This is a genomic window from Xanthomonas sp. NCPPB 1638 (genome assembly GCF_041475635.2).
Taxonomy (GTDB): Bacteria; Pseudomonadota; Gammaproteobacteria; order Xanthomonadales; family Xanthomonadaceae; genus Xanthomonas; species Xanthomonas cucurbitae.
The window spans coordinates 488438-507510 of sequence record NZ_CM192984.1 but is presented as its reverse complement, the minus strand read 5'-3'; the positions used below and the strand labels follow the sequence as shown (position 1 = coordinate 507510).

The window sequence follows — 19073 nt, the reverse complement described above, 5'->3', positions numbered from 1 at the left end:
CGTCGATGGATTTAAACATCACCGCTCTTCACTTTCTTGGCACATGCGAAATTTCTCGCGAGAATACGAACGAGCCTAGACACTATAGGAGCTACGGAGCCGGCTATCTACTAGCGATTGCAATGCCCTCAAACGCATCTGAAAGCGCAGATCCTGGATAATGCATGAATGCCATTTACCCATCTCTCGCTGTCGCCGCAGCTACTGCCGTTTTTCGAGACCGCGCTGCACCAGGCCGGCCACCGCACGCCCACGCCGATCCAGCAACAGCTCATCCCACCGATGCTGGCCGGGCGCGACCTGATCGCGATGGCGCAGACCGGCTCGGGCAAGACGCTGGCCTATGCGCTGCCGCTGCTGCAGCAACGCCTGCTCGCACCGGACACGGCGCCGCGCGTGCTCGGTGCGCTGGTACTGGTACCCACCCGCGAACTCGCCGCACAGGTGGAGACCACGCTGCGCCAGCTGGCCGCGCACCTGCCGCGACGGCTCAAGATCGTCGCCGCCACCGGCGGCAGCTCGATCAATCCGCAGCTGCTGGCGCTGCGCGGTGGAGCCGACCTCGTGGTCGCCACGCCAGGCCGGCTGCTGGATCTGGCGGAGCACAACGCGCTGCGCCTGGGCGACGTGGCCACCCTGGTGCTGGACGAAGCCGACCGCCTGCTGGACCTGGGCTTCGGCGCCGAGCTCGATCGCATCCTTGCACTGTTGCCGGCGCAACGGCAGAGCGTGCTGGTGTCGGCCACGTTCCCGCCCGCCATCGCCGTGCTGGCCAAGCGCCGCCTGCGCGACCCGCTGCGCATCACCGTCGAAGCAACGCCCGAACAGACGCCGGCGATTGGGCAGCGCGCCATCAGCGTGGATGCCGGCCAGCGCACGCAGTTGCTGCGCCAATTGCTGCTCGATCACCGTTGGCCACAGCTGCTGGTATTCGTTGCCAGCCGACACACGGCCGACAAGCTGACAGAGAAGCTGGAAAAGACCGGCATCAGTGCACAACCGCTGCACGGCGAGTTGAGCCAGGGCCGTCGCGAACGCACGCTATCGGCGTTCAAGCAGCACACCGTGCAGGTGCTGATCGCCACCGACCTGGCCGCCCGCGGTATCGATATCGCGCAGCTGCCCGCGGTCATCAATTACGACCTGCCGCGCTCCACCGTGGACTACACCCACCGCATCGGCCGCACCGCCCGTGCCGGGGCCAGCGGCGTGGCGATCAGCTTCATCAGCGCCGACAACACGCAGCAATGGCGGCTGATCGAAAAACGCCAAGGACTGCGTATCGCCCCTGAGGTGATCGCCGGCTTCGAACCCACGCCCGGCGACACGCCCGCCGCAGGCACGCCGACACGCGCAGCCGACGACAATGGCGGCATCAAGGGCAAGCGACCCAGCAAGAAGGACAAGCTGCGTGCGGCCGCGCAGCCCGCGGCCAAGCCGGACTGATGTTCGCGGCACGCAGCGGCGCACCCATGCGGTCACACCGTCATCGTGAAGCCGCGCTCAGTCCTGTTCGAAGTCCAGCTCGCCAGCGGCCAAGGCATCGCCGTCGGCACGCGGGGTGCGCTTGGCGGGCTTGCGCAGGATTTCCACGAAGAACTGGTCGCCCCCATCGCTGGTGAGCGCATTGATCGAACGGATCAGTTCGGCCGGCGGCAGCGGCTGCGCGCTGGCCTCGTCCACGCCGAAGCGCATGTCGAAGTCCCAATAATCGGCTTCTTCCGGCAGATCCTTGCGGCGCTCGCGGCGGATGTACTTGCGGATATCGTGCTTGCTGGCTTCCAGCAGACGGTCGCGGTTCTTGCCTTCGAGGGTGAGTTGGTAGGTCTTGCGCATGGCCACTTGGTTCCGGAACTGACCGCCTATTGTGAGGCCATGCGGTCGTTCCGGGCGAATCGGTGGCGATTCGCGCCGCTGCGAGCCGGGCGCCACCCGGTCAGCCACCGGTTCGCCCGCTCGCCGCTGGCGGCGGCGCCACATCAAACGACCTGGCGCGGCCACCACACCGGGCACCACACCTCAATCGGCGTGGAAATCGATGCCCTGGTTGATCGCGCATTGATAGGCCAGCACCGGCCCGCGCTGCTGCAAGGTCGGCAAATCGAACATGTAGGTGGTGAAGCGCACGCTGCCATCCGGACGCAGCTGATAGCGCATGAACTGCTGGATCGGCTTGCCGTCGTTGGCCACGGTGAAATGCGAACCGGAGAACGCGACCGTCCCATCCTCGGTGAGGCGGTAGGCATCGATATGGCGGCCGCCGCGCGTCTGGCTGGCTGGCGTGCCCTGCTCGGGCGTGCAGCGCCCCAGATCGGTGGTCAGGCTGACGTCGTAACCGGCCTGCAGTGCGGCAATCACCTCGGCACGCGTGGCCAGGGATTCGGTCGCTGCGGCCGGCAGGGCATACGGGCACAGCGCAAGGGCAAGGACGAGGGAAGCAAGACGAGGCATGGCGAACTCCAGGCAGACGAAGGAATGCAAGGCTCTGGACATGCGTCCAGGGTCGCCAGCATGGATCGGTTGCGTCGGCGGGGTGGCGATGGGCTGCGCATTGCGCCGCATGTTTGCGCTGTTCGACCCAGCGGGTGCGCAGGCGCACAGTGCTTTTATGACGTCTGTCTGCGCAGGCGATGGACCTACCTGCGAACGGGACAGCCTCTCCCATGCAATGCGGAAGGCAACACGCCTGCGTAGCGAGCCGTTATCCACACGCAATGGCTTCATCTCGCGCCTGACCGGGTTCCGGCCACGAGGCAGGCGCTGCCTCCAACAACAGGTGTTCGGCAAGGAGTCGCGTGGCCACGCGCAGTTCGGGCACCGCCGTGATTTCCCAGTAGCGCCCACGCAACAGCGGGCCCACGCAGTACAGGCCCGGCACGATCTGCCCGCTGCCGTCACGCACGCGCAGGTGCGCGTCGGTGTCTACGCCCAGCCCCAGCGGATCGGCGTGCAGCAGGCCGGCCTCGCGCATGCCGGCGATCAGCGGATCGCTGGTGCGGTCGATATCGGTGTCCAGGCCGGTGGCGCGCACCACCGCATCGAAGCGCAACGTCTGCGCATCGGCCGCGCCGCGGGTGCGGATCACCGCCTCCACGCCATCGGGAACCCAGCGCGCACGCAGCAGCCGCGCGGCGGCGACCTGCAGCTGACCGGTGCGCTGCAGCTGCGCCAGCTGATCGGCCGCACGCGGCGCGACGCGATGCCGCGCCACTTCCCAATACGGCCGCAGATGACGCAGAAACCGCGCGCGTTGCGGCAACGCCAGGCGTTGCCACAACGGTTGCAGATGGGGGCGCAACGCATCCACCACGCGCCGCCAGTCATCGACCACCGCACTGAGCTGGCGCACACCGCGCAACAGCCCGCGCAGGTCTGCGTCCTTGAGCGCGCGTTGCAGATGCGGCGGCAACTCCAGCGGCGCGCCCGGCTGGCGCAGATGCGCCTGCGGTGCCAGCCCGCGACGCGAGATCGCCAGCAGCCGGCCACGGTGACCGCGCGCCTGCAGGGTCAGGGCCACGTCCACCATGGTCAGCCCCGTGCCGACGATCAACACCGCATCGTCCGGCGACAACCGCGCCAGCGCATCGCCCTGCCACGGCCAGCCGATGTAGCGCGGATGCACGCTCAGGCGCGGGCCGATCCCCGCCAGCGCCTGCGGTTGCAGCCCACCAACCGCCAGCACCACGCGGTCGCTGTGGAAGGCATCGCCGTTGGCCAGGAACACGCGAAATCCCTTGCGCGCGCGTTCCACCGCCACCGCCTCCTGCGACAGGCGCACGATCGACGCCTGCGCGCCACTGACGGCGGCATCCAGCTCGCTGCGCAGATAGTCCCCATACGCCAAACGCGGCAGGAATTCCAACCGCCCGCTCTCACCCAGATGCAAGGTGTCGGCGAACGCAGCGGGAGCCTGGGCATCGATGCCAAGATCCTTGGCGCGCACGTTGAGCAGATGCTCCGGCCGCGCGGCGCCATAAGCGATGCCGCTGCCGAACGTATCGGCCACGCCGACCAGCGTGATGCGCACCTGTGCATCGGCCGTCTGCGCCAGTGCACGGACCAGCGCGGTGCCGCAGAAGCCGGCACCGATGACGGTGATATGGGTTTCCATGTGCAACTCCCCACTGAATGACCCGCACGTTGTGCCCGCAGCGCGCCGTCGGTGTGTAAACGTTTGGTTAGCGACCTGCGGCCAGAAAGGCATGAGCTGATCGCCAGCGGTGATGAGGCTGATGGGCCAAGCAGCGGCTGGTGCACATGGCAATGAGATGACAGCGATCGCCACTGCAATCGACCAAGTCAATCAACGATGTCGGCAGTCGCTTGGCTTGCTGTTGCGCAAGGCCGCCCGATTCCCTGCAGCCCGACGCAGCGGCGGCAATGGGCTGAGCGGGTTAGGGATTCGGGATCCAGCGCCGGCATGGATGCTGTGTCGGTACGGGCCAGAGAACATCCGCCAACACGGATAGGCGATGCCGTGCTGCCGCACCAGGCAACTGCTCCGATGGATGCCGCACGACATGTCGTATGAAGCAACGTCACACCCTGCGACGTCGCGTTGCGCGCTGGTCTAGCCGCAAGTTTCAGTAGTCGTGGGTCACGCAGTGCCAACTGCCTGATAATGCAGGGTCTCTGCTCCCAGGTATCTGGCATGTCCGACTCCACATCGCCTCCGCAACGTGTCCTGATCGCCGGTGGCAGCCGTGGCATTGGCCTGGAGATCGCCGATGCATTCGTGCGCAATGGTGCGCAGGTCTCGATCTGTGCGCGTCACCCCGAGGGCCTGGCACAGGCGGCGCAGACGCTGGCGGCGAGCGGTACGCCGGTGCACACCCTTCCCTGCAACCTGGCCGATGCGGCACAGATCGAGCACTACGTGCAGGCCGCCGCGCAGGCATTGGGTGGCCTGGATGTGGTCGTCAACAATGCCTCCGGCTACGGTCATGGTACGGACGATGCCAGTTGGCAGGCCGGCCTGGAGATCGACCTGATGGCGGCGGTGCGCTGCAACCGTGCGGCACTGCCCCATCTGCGCCGCAGCGCGGATGCGGTGATCCTCAACATCAGCTCGATCAACGCGCAGCGCCCGACGCCGCGCGCGATTGCCTACTCCACCGCCAAGGCCGCGCTGAATTACTACACCACCACCCTGGCCGCCGAACTGGCGCGCGAACGCATCCGCGTCAATGCCATCGCACCCGGCTCGATCGAGTTTCCCGACGGGCTATGGGACAAGCGCAGACGGGAAGAGCCGGAGCTGTACGCGCGCATCCGCGACAGCATTCCGTTCGGCAGTTTCGGGCAGGTGCAGTACGTTGCCGACGCCGCGCTGTTTCTCGCTTCGCCGCAGGCGCGCTGGATCACCGGGCAGGTGCTGGCGGTGGATGGTGGACAATCGCTAGGCGCGTGAGTGCCGTGCCAGCGAAAGTGCACACGCATCCGTAGGAGCGCGCCAGAGCGCGACGGGGCATTACCAGTAAGGCCTCGTCGCGCTCTGGCGCGCTCCTACGAACATCAGCCGGCCAGATCCGCCGCCTCCACGCTGTGCTCGCCACGCGCTGGTGCCAACGCTGCGCTTACCATTGCCGCCGCGATCCGCTCGGCCGGGTTGACACGGAACCGGCGCGGCAGGATCGGGCCCAATGCACCCAGCACCAGGCTGCCGAGATGCTCGCCGGTGCGGCGCTGTTCGCGCTGCCCGCCGATCAGGCCGGGACGTACGAAGGTGAGCGAAGGAAAACCGACCTCGCGTAGATCGCGTTCCAACTCGCCCTTGACCCGGTTGTAGAAGATCCGCGAACGCACATCTGCGCCGGCCGCCGAGTTCAGTACGAACACCGAGGTGCCCTGCGCGCACGCCGCACGCGCCAGCGCCATCGGGTAGTCGTGATCGATGCGATAGAAGGCCTCGCGCGAGCCGGCCTGTTTCATGGTGCTGCCCAGCGCGCAGATGGCCGCTTCCATGCGCGGCGCGGTCCAGCTGGACAGGTGCTCGAAGTCGATCACCTGGTTGCGCAGCTTCGGATGCCGTTGCGTCAGCGGCCGGCGCGTCACCGCCACCACGCCGGTGCAACGCGCATCGGCCAGCAACTGCTGCAACACCTGCCTGCCGACCAATCCGGTCGCGCCTGCCAACAAGACATCCATCAGGCCGTCCTCGCCATCAGCGCGCCCCTTCGGAGACGATGCGTGCGCTGCTGGCAATGCGGTCGCGCTCCACGGCCAGCAGCGTCAACGAACGCGCCGGTGCCTTCCATTCGCTGCCGCCGGCCACCACGCGTCCGCCATGACGTGCGGTGTCCACCAGCACGCGCCAGTGCTCGTCGTGCATGGCAGGAAGAACGAACGCCACGCTGGTAGGCGCGGCGTTTATCAACATCAGCAAGGTGACATTGGCGGCGATCTCGCGCAGGCCGGTGGTGGGCGAACGGCCATCCAGGCGCAGCATCAGCGCGCGCGCTTCGGGATCGTGCCAGGCGGCCTGGTCCATCTCCACGCCGTTGGGCGCCAGCCAGGTCAGGTCCTTCAGGCCCAGCGCGTCGTCGAACTTGCCATCGAAGAAGCGCGCGCGATGCAGCAGCGGGTAACGCTGGCGGATACGAATCAATCGCCGCACGAACGCGGCTTGGTCGGCGGCGGCGGCCTTGGCGGCGGCGGTCCAGTCGATCCAGGTCAGCTCGTTGTCCTGGCAATAGGCGTTGTTGTTGCCGTTCTGACTGTGGCCGAATTCATCGCCCGCCAGCAGCATCGGGGTGCCTTGCGACAGCAGCAGGGTCGCCAGCAGGTTGCGCATCTGCTGCCTGCGCAGCTGTTTGATCGCCGGGTCGTTGGTGTCACCTTCGACACCATAATTGGCCGAAATATTGTGGTCGCTACCGTCGCGGCCGTCCTCGCCATTGGCCAGGTTGTGCTTGCCCTGGTAGCTCACCAGATCGCGCAGGGTAAAGCCGTCGTGCGCGGTAACGAAGTTGACCGAGGCGGTCGGGCGGCGGCCGCTGCGATCGAACAGGTCCGCCGAGCCGGTGAGCCGTGTGGCCAGTTCGGCCAGCTGGCCGCCATCGCCGCGCCAGAACGCGCGCACGTTGTCACGGAACTTGTCATTCCACTCCATCCAGCCGGGTGGAAAATTACCCACCTGGTAGCCACCGGGACCGATGTCCCACGGCTCGGCGATCAACTTGGTCTGGCTCAGCACCGGGTCCTGGCGCACCGCGTCCAGGAAGCTGCCCGACGGATCGAAGCCGTAGCGCTCGCGGCCCAGGATGCTGGCCAGGTCGAAGCGGAAGCCGTCCACATGCATTTCCTGCACCCAGTAGCGCAGCGAATCCATCACCATGCGCAGTGCGCCGACGTTGCTCAGGTCGAAGGTATTTCCGGTGCCGGTGTCGTTGATGTAGAAGCGGCGATCGTCGGCCAGGCGGTAATAGCTGGCGTTGTCGATGCCCTTGAACGACAGCGTGGGGCCGAGTTCATTGCCTTCGGCGGTGTGGTTGTAGACCACGTCCAGCAACACTTCCAGCCCGGCATGGTGCAGCCGCGCCACCATCTGCTTGAATTCGGCCACGGTGCGGGTAGACATGTAGCGCGCCTGCGGGGCGAAGAAACCCAGCGTGTTGTAGCCCCAGTAATTGCGCAGGCCTTTTTCCAGCAGGTACTGGTCGTCGACGAAGGCGTGCACCGGCAGCAGCTCCACGGCAGTGACCCCGAGAGAGCTGATGTGGTCGATCAGCTCGTCGGTCTTCAGTGCCGAAAAGGTGCCGCGATTTTCCGGTGGTACTGCCGGGTGCAGCATGCTCAGGCCACGCACATGTGCTTCGTAGATCACCGTGCGGTTCCAGGGCGTCTGCAGTGGGCGGTCCTGGCCCCAGGTGAAGGCCGGGTCGATCACCGCAGACTTGGGCATGAACGCGGCGCTGTCGCGGCGGTCGAAACTCAGGTCCTTGTCGCGGTGCCCGATGGTGTAGCCGAACAGATGCGGCGCCCATTTGAGTTCGCCGACGATCTGCTTGGCATACGGGTCCAGCAACAGCTTGTTGGGATTGAAGCGATGCCCCGCATACGGCGCGTACGGCCCGTGCACGCGATAGCCGTAGAGCTGGCCGGGGCGCGCGTCGGGCAGGTAGCCGTGCCACACCTCGTCGGTGTACTCGGGCAACGCGATGCGTTCCTGTTCGCGGCCGCGCTCATCGAACAGGCACAGTTCCACCCGGGTGGCATTGCGCGAATACAGCGCGAAGTTGACGCCCAGGCCATCCCAGGTGGCACCGAGCGGGTTGGGACGGCCTTCGCGGATGCGCGAGCGCTGGGTGAACTTGCGGGTGGCCATCGGTTACTCCTTGAGACGGGAAACGCGAACGCGGCAACCCGGAATTGCGGGGCAGCGGTGACGCAGGCGGGTCGGCGCATCTGTGCGCCTTCAAACCCTCGATGCGCCGGGCAAGATGACAGGCGCCGCGTTACTGGCGTGCAGTGATCGGCGTGACCACGTGCTCGGCAGATTGTTCGGCCGCACGCTCTTCGGCATCCACCAGCCGCTCGGCCATCGCCCAGTGACGCTCTGCATGCCCGTCCGGGCGGCCTTCGGCCTCCCAGATCTCCTGTGCCAACTGGCGCAGCCGTGCCTGCCGTTGCATCTCGTTCATTGCTTACGTTTCTCTCGAGGGGTGTAGGGGTTACAGGAGCGACAACACTGCCACCGGCGCCCGTGCAAACAGCGTCGACAATGGCACGCGGCCGCGCTGGGGCTGCAGCGTGCCGCCGTCCAGGACATTGCGGTAGCTGCCGTCGGGAAGGGTCAGTGCGGCCTGTCCCCAACGGGCTGGCGGTACCAGCAACGGCAGATCGCCGTCGTCGTGCGCGCCCGCACCCAGGCGCGTCACCGCCACTACCAGGCACTGGCCCCGATAGTGGCGACGGAACGCCAGCACCTGCGCATCGCCGCCAGCGACCTGCAGAGGGTGATAATCACCCTTCGCAAACAGCGCCGGATGTTCGCGGCGCAGGTGCAGCAGCACGGCGATCAGGCGGGCCTTGACCGCGCCATCGCGCCAGTTGCGCAGGAGCGTGGACCAGTCGCGCGCCTGCTCCAGCCACTGCTGGCGTTGCGCATAGTCCACCGGGCGGCGGTTGTCCGGGTCCACCAACGACAGGTCCCAGCCTTCGGTGCCCTGGTACAGATCGGGCACGCCCGGCACGGTCAGCCGCAGGGCGGTCTGCACCAGCGCGTTGCGCGCACCGGCCGCGGCGATGTGGTTGCTGGCGCGCAGCAGCGCGCGCCGCAACGGCAGACCGGCGCGGCTGCACAGCACCTGCTCCACCGTTGCCTGCACCGCCTGTTCGTAGGCGGCCGAGCCATCGGTCCAACTGGTGTGCAGCTTGGCTTCGCGCACCGCCTTGAGCAGCCACTGCGCCACGCGCTCGGCGAAAACAGCCAGCGGCTCGGCCTGATCGGCGCCCAAGCCAATCGGCCAGGCCGCCACCAGGGTCTGCCACAGCATCTGCTGATCGCCGCCGGCCAGGGACGGCGCATCCAGCGCCTCGGCCAGGGTGTCGAACTGGGCACTCTGCTCGATCCACCAGCGCGGCTGTTCGGACAACACGGCCAGCCGCATGCGCAGGTCTTCGCCGCGCTTGTGATCGTGCGTGGCGGTGGCCAGCAGCGCGCGCGGATAGTGCTTGGCGCGCTCGAGGTTCTGTACGTGGAACTGCGCCGCTTCATTGGCGAAATGGGTCGGATGGCTGCCCACTTCGTTGCGTGACAGCAGCACGCCGTGCCGATAGAAGGCGGTGTCTTCCACGGCCTTGGCATTGAGCGGGGCGGAGAGCTGCTCGACACGGCGGCGCAGGATACGCCGCAACGCGATCTGCGCGCGGTCGGCGCCGGCATCGTCCAGCAGCCAGCGCTCGATGGCATTGACCGCCGCCACGATCGCTTCGGGCATGCCCTCGCGTGCACGCGCGGCAGTGGCGCGCAGGCGCTCGGCTTCGCTGCCGCCGATGCCCTTGGCGCCGGCGTAGGTGCGGTACACCGGGAACCAGCGCAGCAGCACGCACAGCCCGCGCGCCAGCATCTGCGGGCTGAACTCGCGGGTAGGCGGGTCCAGCCGCGCCAGTGCCGACAACGCACCCACCGCGCGATTGAATTCGCTCTGCAGCGGGCCACGCAGCATCTCGTCGCGTGCGTTGCGCTCTTCCTGCGCAAAGTCGCCACTGCGGCCGCTGGCCTTCTGCCACGCGCTTACCAGCGGCTTGAAGCCGGCGGCGGCGTGCAGCACGCCGCCCACCTGGTCCATGAAGTCGTAGCCGGTGGTGCCGTCGCACGGCCAGTCGGCCGGTAGGTGTTCGCCGGGGGCGAGGATCTTTTCCAGATACAGGCCCAGCGTGCCGGGCTTGAGCCCGCGCGCGCGGCCGGCCGCATCCAGCCGGCTGCGCAGCTTGCGCACGTAGCCGGTGGGGTCGGTGAGTCCGTCCACGTGATCGATGCGCAGGCCATCCAGGTGCCCTTCGGCCACCAGCCGCAGCGGCAACGCATGCACCGCATCGAATACCGCCGGCAGTTCCACCCGCAACGCGACCAGCGAGGTGATGTCGAAGAAGCGGCGGTAGTTGATCATGTCGTTGCCCACGCGCCACCAGTTCAGGCGGTATGGCTGGCGTTCGATCAACTTGTGCAGGCGGCCATCGCCGCGCTTGGCGCCGTCGTTGTAGTCGCGCAACCACTGCGCGCGTGCCGCGGGCTCCGGCACGTCCAGGGTTTGCGGGCGAATCGGGTAGCGCTGGTCGTAATGCGCCAGTGCAGCGCTGCCATCCTCTTCCACCACCAGGGTCAGCAAGCCTTCGGCCAGGGCACTGGCATACGGGCGATCCAGCACCGCCAGCCACAGCTTGCCGTCGCGCCCCGGGGCGCGCCAATCGATGTCGAACCAGTCGGCATGCCTGGCACTGCGGCCATGCCGCAGCACATCCCACCACCACGCGTTGCCTGCATGCGTGGCCATATGGTTGGGCACGATGTCTGCGATCAACCCCATGCCGTGTTCGCGTACGGCCTTCGACAGCGCGATCAACGCATCTTCGCCACCGAGTTCGGGGTTGACCACCGTGGGGTCGATATTGTCGTAGCCGTGCGTGGAGCCCGGCACCGCCGTCCCGATCGGCGACAAGTACAGATGGCTGATGCCCAGGCCGGCGTAATACGGCGCCTGCGCGCGTGCATCGTGCAGGGTGAAGCCGGCATGCAGCTGCAGGCGGGCGGTGGCGCGAAGCTCGATCATGACTGGGAGTCCGGAACAGCCGCGACGCGACGCGCCTCGGCAACGCCGTGCAGCGCCGCGGTCAGGCGCGCATGCGGCAAGGGGTCGGGCAGGCGTCGGCGCCAGTTGGGATGGACCTCGACGGTGCCCGGCAGATTGGGTTGTTCTTCCAGTGCCAGCGCATCTTCCACCGGCAGCAGCATCAGCGGCGACACGCCGCTGGTAGTGAACCGCAGCGCCCCCAGCAACGGGTCCTCGCCCTGCAGGCCGGCGTGTTCCACCGCCGCGTCCAGGCGGGCCAGATCCTGCGTGCGCGCCTTGGCGTCATCGGCCGCCTGGGCGGGCGGGATCAACTCCAGCTGGCGCCGCCAGTCGATATCGCGGCCCTTGCGCCAGCCGGTGAGCGTGGGCAGATCGTGGGTGGTGGTGGTGGCCACCGCATCCGGGCGCCACAGCGCCGGAGCGATGAATGCACCGTGCCTGTCGCGGGTGAACATCAGCACATCGATGCCCATCACCCCGCGCTGGGACAGTTCTTCGCGGATGCCCGGCGGCACCACGCCTAGGTCCTCGCCGATCACGATGGCGCGGTGTCGCCACGACTCCAACGCCAGCAGGTTGAGCAGGTCGTGCAATGGATAAGACAGGTACGCACCTTCATTGGAGCCGGCGCCATCGGGCACCACCCACAGCCGCAGCAGGCCCAGGATGTGATCGATGCGGATGCCGCCGCGCTCGCGCAGCACCGCGCGCAACAACGCGATATACGGTGCGAAGCCGCTGCGGCGCAGCGCGGTGGGCGAATACGCACCGATGCCCCAGTGCTGGCCGTCGGCATTGAAGGCATCCGGCGGCGCGCCCAGCACCAGGCCACGCAATACGCTGTCGCCGGCCGCCGCAGCTTCGGCGCCGTTGGGATCGAAGCCCACCGCCAAGTCGGCGATCAGGCCGATCTGCATGCCGCGCTCGTGCGCTTCGCGCTGTGCGTCGGCCCAGCTGCGCGCGGCCAGCCACTGCGTGAACACATGCAGCGGTGGATCGTTGTCGCCGAAATCGCGTGCGGCAAAGCGTGCAAACCCGTCCAGCTCCGCGCCACCGACCGCGCGGAATGCCAGCAGATCCGGATGCTCGGGCGACACCCGCGTGTGCAGCTCGCGCAGCAAACGCCACTTGGCCTGCGCCGAGGTTGGCCAGTCGATCAAGGCATGGGTGTGCAATGCGTTGAAGTGCTCGCGCAGGCCGGGCACGGCGGCAAGCGCTTCCAGCGCCGTCTCGCCGAGCATGCGCACCGGCGCGGCATGCAGGGGGTCGAAGAAGCGCCGGTCACTGGGCGAATACGGGCTGTAGCCGCCGGTGATCGGCCGCGAAGCGTGCACCGGGCTCAGCGCCAGCGCATCGGCGCCGGCCAATGCGGCATGCCGCAGCCATTCGACGGTGCCGGCAGCATCGCCGATGCCGCCATCGTCGGGGCTGCCGGCCGAATACACCTGCAGCGCCATGCCCCAGGCCCGCGGCGCGGCGTGGCCGCAGGCATCGGCCACGCCGAAACATCGCTGCGGTGCCACCGCTACCTGCTGCGTGATTCCGCCGATCTCCAGTGTCCAGTAGCCATGGCGCGAGGGCGCACGCAGCTGCCCCTGCGCATTGGCCTGCGCCGCTTCGCTGGCACCGCTGTCATCGCTCCAGCGGCCGCTGGCGTCGGCGGCAACGCGCATCGCCAGCGGTGCGCCCACCTGCACGGTGACCAAAACGGCAGGTTCGGCGGCCTGGGCCTGGCAGCGACGCAGGCTGTCTTCGCGCTGCGCGGCGGTGGCGGCCGGCAGCTCCAACGCCGTGAGCACCGCCTGCAGCGACGGCTCGGACACCTGCCGCGGTTGATCGCTGGCATCCACCCAATCGACCATCACCCCGGCCGCAGTGGCCAGGGTGTGCAGGGGATGGGCACTCATGCCTGCGCCTCGTGCCAGGCGATGAAGCCATCGACCGGCAGTGACTGCGCGGCGGCGTCCACGTTTTCGACATGCACCACCTGCCCACGCCGCGGCGGCAGCGGCACGGCGGCGGCGCCGACGTTGAAGGCGATATGCCACAACCCGCCCGGCAACTCCCAGGTGGCGGTGAGCGCGCCATCGGCCAGGACGCTGGCACGCAGCGCGCGTGCCTGCGCCAGGCCCGGCACCAGCCAGTGGCGCCGCACGCCCAGCAGCGCAGTGAACCAGGCCGCCCATTGCGCGCCCTCGCCTTGCGCGGCGTCCTCGATCGGCGAACGCGAGGCGGCGAAGGTGGCATGGCTGTTCGGATCGGGGATGGTGGCGCGCTGCGCCTGGTCGGCGAACGCGGCAAAGTGCGCGAATTCGCGGCGACGGCCTTCGCGCACGGCCTCGTCCAGCGGCGGACCGAAGTCGGTAAAGAACAGGAACGGCTGGGTAGCGCCCCACGGCTCGCCCATGAAGAACAACGGGATCATCGGCGTCAACGCGGTCAGCGCCAGCGCCGCGCGCAGGCGCTGCGGCGAGACCAGTACGCTAAGCCGTTCGCCGTGTGCGCGGTTGCCGATCTGGTCGTGGTTCTGCGCGAACACCACGAATTTGTGCGGCGGCAATGCCCCGCTCGGTTCGCCACGCACATGCCCACGCGGATCCGGCTCGCCCTGGTAGGCAAAGCCTTCGCCGAGCACGCGCGCCAGGTGCGCGGTCGGCTTGTCGGCGAACGCGGCGTAGTAGCCTTCTTCTTCGCCGGTCAGCAGCACGTGCAAGGCGTTGTGGAAGTCGTCGTCCCACTGCGCCGTGTAGCCGCGTTGCAGCTGCGAGGCCTGGTTGGCTTCGTTCTCCAGCACCAGATGCACATGCCGGCCGGCGGGCAGGCTGGTGTCGATGGCCTCGCGCAAGGTATCCAGGAAGGCGTTCGGGGTGATCGCATGCACCGCGTCCAGGCGCAGCCCGTCGAAGCGGTATTCGTGCAACCACATCAGCGCGTTGTCCAGGAAGTAACGCTGTACCGGCGGCTTGCGGAAGTCGATCGCCGCGCCCCACGGGGTGGGCTTGTCTTCGTTGAAGAATGACGCGGCGTAGCTGTGCAGGTAATTGCCGTCCGGGCCGAAGTGGTTGTAGACCACGTCCAGCAGCACCATCAGGCCATGCCCGTGCGCGGCGTCGATCAAGGCCTTCAGTTCGTCCGGCGTGCCATAGGCTTCGGCCGGCGCATACGGCAGCACGCCGTCGTAGCCCCAGTTGTGCGCACCGGGGAAGGCACTCAGCGGCATCAGTTCGATCGCGGTGATGCCCATCGCCGCCAGCTGCGGCAGCTGCGCCTGCACGCCGGCATAGCCACCGCAGGCACCGACGTGCAGTTCGTAGATCACCGCCTCGTCCCAGGGCCGGCCCTGCCACTGCGGGTGGCTCCAGCGGTAGCCATCGGTGGGCTGCACGGCGCTGGCACCATGCACGCCGCCCGGTTGCCAGCGCGAGGCCGGGTCCGGTACCGGCTCGCCACCGTCGATGCTGTAGCGATAACGCGCGCCGGCGGCACAGGCCAGCACCGCACGGAAGAAGCCGTCCGCCCCCGCCTGCAGCGCAGCGCGCGCGCCATCGGCGAATACCACGTCCACGCCGCTGGCATCCGGCGCCCAGAGCGCAAAGCGCACCTGTCCTTCCCCCGCTGGCCATGCGCCCCAGGCCGGGGTGGTCGCGTCGCGCTCGTTCATGGTTATTTCTCCGCTTGCAGGTAGATCGTGGCCAGCGGCGGCAAGGTCAGGCGCAGCCGTTGCGCATGCCCATGCATGCCCATCGGCTCGGTCGCCAGAGGACCGCTGTTGCCGAGGTTGCTGCCACCGTAATGGGCGCTATCGGTATTGAGAATTTCGCGCCAGATGCCGGCACGCGGCACGCCCACGCCGTAATCGTGCAGCGGTTGCGGGGTGAGGTTGCTCACCGCCAGCAGTGGCACGCCGCCACCGTCGGGATCGTGGCGGATGAAGGCGAGCACGCTGTTGCGCGCGTCGTCGGCCACGCTCCAGTCGAAACCGTCGGCACGGTGGGTGCCACGGTACAACGCCGGCACGCGGCGCAGCGCGGCATTGAGGTCGCCCACCAGCCGCTGCACGCCGCGATGCGGCGCGCCATCGAGCAGATGCCAGTCCAGCGACTGGTCGTGGTTCCAGTCGGCCCATTGGCCGAATTCGGCGCCCATGAACAGCAGTTTGTCGCCCGGGTGTGCCCACATCAGCGCCAGGTAGGCGCGCAGGTTGGCAAAGCGCCGCCAGTCGTCGCCGGGCATCTGCCCGAGCAGGCCGCCGGTGCCATGCACCACTTCGTCATGCGAGAGCGGCAGCACGAAGCGTTCGGAGAACGCATACACCAGGCCAAAGGTGAGCTGGCTATGGTGCTGGGCGCGCTCGGCCGGATCGCGCTGCATGTAGCTCAGCGTGTCGTGCATCCAGCCCATGTTCCACTTGTGGGTGAAGCCCAACCCGCCATCGGCCAGCGGTGCGGTCACGCCGGGCCAGGCGGTGGATTCTTCGGCAATGGTCAGCACGCCGGGAAAGCAGGTAGCGATCTCGCGGTTGAGCTGGCGCAGGAAGGCCACCGCTTCCAGGTTCTCGCGGCCGCCATGCGCATTGGGCACCCACTCGCCCTCGGCGCGGCCATAGTCGCGGTACAGCATCGAAGCCACCGCATCCACGCGCAGGCCGTCGAGGTGATAATGGTCGATCCACTCCAGCGCACTGCCCAACAGGAACGCGGTCACTTCCGGGCGGCCATGGTTGTAGATCAGCGTATTCCAGTCGCGGTGCATGCCTTCGCGCGGGTCGGCATGCTCATACAGCGCTGCGCCATCGAACTGCGCCAGGCCATGTGCGTCACCCGGAAAGTGCGCGCTGACCCAATCCAGGATCACCCCGATGCCGGCGCGATGGCAGGCATCGACGAACGCGGCCAAACCCTCCGGGCGGCCATGCCGCGCGGTGGGCGCATACAGGCCCAGCGGTTGGTAGCCCCACGAGCCACCGAACGGGTACTCGGTGATCGGCAGCAGCTCGATATGGGTGAAACCGAGCTGCTGCACGTACGGAATCAGCTGCGCGGCCAGGCTGGGCCAGTCCAGCGGCTGGTCATGCCCGTCGCGACGCCAGGAGGTGGCATGCACCTCGTAGATGGACATCGGCGCCGGCAGGGTCTGCGCATTGCGCCGGCCCATCCACTCGGCGTCGGTCCAGGCAAATGCCGCGTCACCGGGCACCACCGAGGCGGTGGCCGGCGGCAGCTCGCTCTGGCGCGCCACCGGGTCGGCCTTGAGCAGCACGCGGCCATCGGCGGCGGTGATGGCGTACTTGTAGCGGGCGCCGGCTTCCACCCGCGGCAGGAACAACTCCCAGAAGCCGCCGGTGCGCTGGCGCATCGGGTGTCGCCGCGCCTCCCAGCCGTTGAAGTCGCCGACCACGGCCACGCGCTGCGCGTGTGGTGCCCATACTGCAAAGCGCACACCCGGCACGTCGCCGCAGTGCATGTGCTGGGCGCCCAGCGCGCGGCGCAGCGCCTGCCCGTCGCCGGCAGCGATCTGCAGCAGCAGCGATTCGTCCAGGAGTGGGCCGAATGCGTAGGGGTCCTCGATCTCCTGCACCACGTCCGGCCACACGATGCGCAACCGGTAAGGGCCATCGCTGGCCAGCTCGCCTTCGAACAGGCCCTCGGTCTCGGTGGCCTGCATGCGTGCCAGCAGCTTGCCGCGCGGATCGATCAAGCCCATCGCCTCGGCGCCTGGCGCCAGCACGCGCACGCGGCGGCGCCCGTCGGCCTGCGGATGCGGGCCCAGCACCGCGAATGCATCGGCGGGCAGCCCCTGGGCCAGCGCCTGCAGGGTCTGTGCAATATCGGACATGCCTTCCATGGTCACCGCGTCAGTTTCCGTCGCCTGGCCCTGCCCGCCCAGCCGTTCGCTCATGACACCGTCGCAAGCGCGGGCGCAGTGGCGGCAGTGTGTTCGTAAAGGGAGAGATACTTCTTGCCGGCCACATCCCAGCCGCTGGGGCGCAGCATCGCCGCCCGACGCATTGCCGACAGCAGGCTGGGCAGGCGGAAGGTGCGAAACGCACGTTCCAGGCAGCGGCGTAGCGCCTCGACGCTGGCGTGCTGGAACAGGAAGCCGGTGACGCCGTCGTCCACGGTGTCGATCAGCCCGCCGGTGGCGTGGGCGATCGGCAGGCAGCCGAAGCGCTGTGCGTACATCTGGCTCAGGCCGCAGGGCTCGAAGCGCGAGGGCATCAACAGGAAGTCGGCACCGGCGAACATGCGCCGTGCCAGGCCTTCCTCGAAGCCGATGAAGGCGCCGACCTGGCCGGGATAGCGGCGGGTCAGCTCGGCCACCTGCTGCTCGATCTCCGGCTCGCCGCCGCCGATCACCGCAATCTGGCCACCGGCCGCCACGATCTGCGGAGCGACCTCGCAGATCAGGTCCAGGCCCTTCTGGTGCACCAGCCGCGAGACCACCGCAAACAGCGGTCCAGTGCTTTCGCGCAGCCCGAACGCCTTGCGCACCTGCCCGGCATTGGCCTGACGGCCCTGCCAATGGTTCACGCTGAAATGCGAATCCAGGTACTCATCGGTGCGCGGGTCCCAGCTGGCATCGATGCCATTGACGATCCCGGTCAGCGCGCCCTTGGCGGCGCGTCCGGCCAGCAGCCGGTCCAGCCCGCAGCCCTGCGCCGGGCCGGTGATCTGCTTGGCATAGCTGACGCTGACGGTGTTGACGTGGTCGGCATTGACGATGCCGCCGCGCAGGAACGACATCTGCCCGTAGAACTCCAGCTCGGCCACGCGCTCGGCGGGAATGCCCAGCGCGGCGGCCATCGAATACGGCACCAAGCCCTGGTAGGCCAGGTTATGGATGGTCAGCAGGCACGGGGTGGTGCCACCGGACCAGCGCACATAACCGGCCGCCAGCGCGCACGGCCAGTCGTTGAGGTGCAGCAGGCGCGGCTTCCAGCCCAGCCCGGCATGGCCGGCGGCGATCTGCGCGGCGGCATGCGACAAGGTGGCGAAGCGGATGGCGTTGTCTTCGAACTCCGAACCGCTGGTGCTCACATACGGCGAGCCATCGCGTTCGAACAGTGCCTTGGACAACAGGATGTAGATCGGCAAGCCGTCCGATTGCACGATCCGGCCGATGTCGCAGGCCGGCAGCGCCGCATGCGCCAGCACACGGCCCACGATCTCCACCTTGCCGGCGCGCTCGAGCACCGCGCGATACCCGGGGATCAACACACGCACGTCATAGCGATGGCGCAGCGCGCGCGGCAGCGCGGCCGCCACGTCGCCCAGGCCACCGGCCTTGATGAAGTCGGCCATCTCCGACACCACGAACAACGCGCCGCGCGTGTCGGCCAGCGACACCGGCAACCGCTCGTGATGACGGATGAAACGCCCGCGCGCATCGCGCGGCCGCCCACTCTTCTTCAGCGTGGGGATCAACGCGCTGCGCTCGATGCGTGCGGTACTGGCGTGAAGCGACATCGTGGCAACCATCTGAACGTCCGTCGTGAAGTGGGGTGGAGACGGAAAACGGCGAAGCGAAAACCACCGCCTGCCGATTCAGCCAGGCGACCTGCTGCGAGTGAGGAGCGTGGACGACGCGCGTGCCCCACGTTGTCCCTGCGATGAATCTACACCTCGTCCAAATAAAATATGCGTGAACATGTTCTGCCTTTTCTGCGACAACGCACATTCCATTACACACGGCGGCGTATGTCAGAAGGCATAAGCCGGGATGACACGGCGATGACATCCCCGCAACGGTGCACGGCGCCTGCAATGCACCGAATGAGGG

General features: G+C 68.0%; 13 protein-coding genes. 2 read left to right on the top strand and 11 right to left on the bottom strand.

From position 1 onward, the window contains the following. The first annotated feature begins 168 nt into the window (after positions 1 to 168). Entirely contained in the window at positions 169 to 1446 is a 1278-nt protein-coding gene (locus ACCQ13_RS02060) for a DEAD/DEAH box helicase (protein ID WP_159406541.1), read from the top strand. Positions 1447 to 1503: 57 nt separating this feature from the next. Here ACCQ13_RS02060 and ACCQ13_RS02055 read toward each other — a convergent pair whose 3' ends face one another. The 3 genes from ACCQ13_RS02055 to ACCQ13_RS02045 all read right to left on the bottom strand — a co-directional run bounded on the left by ACCQ13_RS02055 (position 1504) and on the right by ACCQ13_RS02045 (position 4111). Further along, positions 1504 to 1836 carry a DUF6172 family protein gene (locus ACCQ13_RS02055; RefSeq protein ID WP_104603873.1) on the bottom strand — a complete coding sequence of 111 codons (333 nt, stop codon included), beginning with the start codon at positions 1834 to 1836 and terminating at the stop codon, positions 1504 to 1506. A gap of 183 nt (positions 1837 to 2019) precedes the next feature. Then, positions 2020 to 2451, bottom strand: coding sequence for a VirK family protein (locus tag ACCQ13_RS02050; RefSeq protein ID WP_104603872.1), 432 nt, complete (start codon positions 2449 to 2451; stop codon positions 2020 to 2022). 250 nt (positions 2452 to 2701) lie between these two features. Further along, complete coding sequence (locus ACCQ13_RS02045) at positions 2702 to 4111, bottom strand: FAD/NAD(P)-binding protein (RefSeq protein WP_159406540.1); 1410 nt, start codon at positions 4109 to 4111, stop codon at positions 2702 to 2704. A gap of 540 nt (positions 4112 to 4651) precedes the next feature. Between ACCQ13_RS02045 and ACCQ13_RS02040 the strand changes: the two genes are divergently transcribed. Further along, the gene (locus ACCQ13_RS02040; protein WP_159406539.1) at positions 4652 to 5410 is read left to right on the top strand and encodes an SDR family NAD(P)-dependent oxidoreductase; all 759 of its coding nucleotides are present in this window, start codon (positions 4652 to 4654) and stop codon (positions 5408 to 5410) included. A 104-nt stretch (positions 5411 to 5514) separates the two neighbouring features. On the opposite strand, the gene ACCQ13_RS02035 is transcribed toward ACCQ13_RS02040, so the two are convergent. The 8 genes from ACCQ13_RS02035 to glgA form a co-directional block, all read right to left on the bottom strand. Continuing rightward, positions 5515 to 6147, bottom strand: coding sequence for an NAD(P)H-binding protein (locus ACCQ13_RS02035; protein WP_159406538.1), 633 nt, complete (start codon positions 6145 to 6147; stop codon positions 5515 to 5517). A 16-nt stretch (positions 6148 to 6163) separates the two neighbouring features. Then, complete coding sequence (glgX, locus tag ACCQ13_RS02030; protein ID WP_104603828.1) at positions 6164 to 8326, bottom strand: glycogen debranching protein GlgX; 2163 nt, start codon at positions 8324 to 8326, stop codon at positions 6164 to 6166. 130 nt (positions 8327 to 8456) lie between these two features. Then, positions 8457 to 8642: a DUF2934 domain-containing protein gene (locus ACCQ13_RS02025; protein ID WP_104603827.1), complete on the bottom strand. Its 186-nt coding sequence runs from the start codon at positions 8640 to 8642 to the stop codon at positions 8457 to 8459. A 30-nt stretch (positions 8643 to 8672) separates the two neighbouring features. Beyond that, positions 8673 to 11273: a malto-oligosyltrehalose synthase gene (treY, locus tag ACCQ13_RS02020; protein WP_159406537.1), complete on the bottom strand. Its 2601-nt coding sequence runs from the start codon at positions 11271 to 11273 to the stop codon at positions 8673 to 8675. Further along, positions 11270 to 13201: a 4-alpha-glucanotransferase gene (locus ACCQ13_RS02015; protein ID WP_159406536.1), complete on the bottom strand. Its 1932-nt coding sequence runs from the start codon at positions 13199 to 13201 to the stop codon at positions 11270 to 11272. Before ACCQ13_RS02015 ends, treY begins: the two co-directional genes overlap by 4 nt. Beyond that, positions 13198 to 14955 (bottom strand): malto-oligosyltrehalose trehalohydrolase, encoded by a 1758-nt coding sequence (gene treZ / locus ACCQ13_RS02010; RefSeq protein WP_104603824.1) that lies wholly within the window; start codon positions 14953 to 14955, stop codon positions 13198 to 13200. Before treZ ends, ACCQ13_RS02015 begins: the two co-directional genes overlap by 4 nt. Before the next feature lie 2 nt (positions 14956 to 14957). Then, entirely contained in the window at positions 14958 to 17192 is a 2235-nt protein-coding gene (locus ACCQ13_RS02005) for a 1,4-alpha-glucan branching enzyme (RefSeq protein WP_159406535.1), read from the bottom strand. Continuing rightward, positions 17189 to 18772 carry a glycogen synthase GlgA gene (glgA, locus tag ACCQ13_RS02000; RefSeq protein ID WP_104603822.1) on the bottom strand — a complete coding sequence of 528 codons (1584 nt, stop codon included), beginning with the start codon at positions 18770 to 18772 and terminating at the stop codon, positions 17189 to 17191. The genes ACCQ13_RS02005 and glgA overlap by 4 nt, the downstream gene beginning before the upstream one ends. Between the last annotated feature and the right edge of the window lie 301 nt (positions 18773 to 19073).